The organism is Nocardia sp. NPDC004722, from assembly GCF_053601505.1.
Genome location: NZ_JBSGBY010001029.1, coordinates 1 through 1620 on the forward strand (window position 1 = coordinate 1; position 1620 = coordinate 1620).

The window sequence follows — 1620 nt, forward strand, 5'->3', positions numbered from 1 at the left end:
GCCAGATTGCCCGCCATGGGCGCGGTGGCGGCGGGCCGGGCGCAGGCGGCGGTGGCCAGCGTCGCGGCGGCCAGCGCACCGGCCGCGAATTTCCTCCCCATGCAGGCGAGGATAGCGACGAATCGCCCAGCGAACCCAACGGGTTCGGACAAGCCGGAATATATCGGACATCATGTGCGCAGCTGCGCACATATTGGCTTATAGTGGTCCCGTGCTCGCCGTGCTCCGCCATCCCCGCTTCCGCAAGCTGTTCGCCGCCCAGGTGGTCGCCCTGGTCGGCACGGGGCTGCTGACCGTCGCCCTCGGCCTGCTCGCCTACGAGATCGCCGGGGGTCAGGCGGGCGCGGTGCTCGGCACCGCGCTGGCCATCAAGATGGTGGCGTATGTGGCTGTGGCGCCGGTGATCTCGGCGCTCACGCTGCGGCTGCCGCGCCGGGCGGTGCTGGTCTCGGCGGACGCGATCCGCGCGGTGATCGCGCTGCTGCTGCCGTTCGTCACGCACACCTGGCAGATCTATGTGCTGATCGCGCTGCTGCAGTCGGCCTCGGCGACCTTCACGCCCGCGTTCCAGTCGCTCATCCCGTCGATCCTGGTCGACGAGGAGGACTACACCCGCGGCCTGTCGCTGTCCCGGCTGGCCTACGACATGGAATCACTGCTGAGCCCGGTGCTGGCGGCCGCGCTGCTGACGGTGATCAGCTATCACTCGCTGTTCGTGGGCACCGCGGCCGGTTTCGTCGCCTCGGCACTGCTGGTGGTGACCACCCGGCTGCCGCGGCTCGCCCCGCCGGAGCGGTCGGCCCCGCTGCTCGAGCGCATCACCGAGGGCGCGCGGATCATGCTGAACCGCCCGGTGCTGCGCGGGCTGCTGGCCATGAACCTGGTGGTGGCCGCCGCCACCGCGCTGGTGATCGTGAATACCGTTGTGTACGTGCGGGATCGGCTGGGCGGTTCGAACACCGAGGTGGCGCTGGCGCTGGGCTGCTTCGGATTCGGGTCCATGGTGGTGGCGTTGGCGACCCCCCGCCTGCTGGCCGTCATCCCCGAGCGCCGATTCATGCTGGCCGGGTGCGTCGCGCTCCCGCCGGGCCTGCTGGCCGCGGCCCTGCCGACCCTGCTGCCCCGCCCCGCCGGGGCGGTCGTGCTGGCGCTGACCTGGGTGCTGCTCGGCGCGGGCACCTCGCTGATCAACACCCCGTCCGCGCGCCTGCTGCGCGCCGAGTCCGAACCCGACACTCGCACCGCCGTTTTCACCGCGCAGTTCTCGCTCTCGCACGCCTGCTTCCTGATCACCTACCCGATCGCGGGCAAATTGGGCGCGCTGGCGGGCCTGCCGACCACGGCGATCGTGCTGGCCGGGCTGGCTACACTGGCAGCTACGACGGCGGCCCGCGTGTAGCCCGCGTCCGCCGCGGCGGACACCGAAAGGGCGACGGCGACCCGGTGACAGGAAGGCGGAGCAGGTGAGCAAGGCGAAATCGCTATCCGCCACCCCGAATCCCCCCCACCCCCCCGTGCCGAGTGTTAACCACCCCCTCCGTGCCGCTCACGCCCGCCCGGGGGCGGCCACCCCCCCCGTCCCCAAGCTCAAGGATCCCCCCCGGCAGCACAATCGCAGGC

At 71.7% G+C, this 1620-nt stretch carries 1 protein-coding gene; it reads left to right on the forward strand.

What is annotated here, in order from left to right; all coding sequences use genetic code 11:
• Window positions 1–211: 211 nt before the first annotated feature.
• Complete coding sequence (locus ACWELQ_RS45370; RefSeq protein ID WP_452403139.1) at window positions 212–1399, forward strand: MFS transporter; 1188 nt, start codon at window positions 212–214, stop codon at window positions 1397–1399.
• Window positions 1400–1620: the final 221 nt, after the last annotated feature.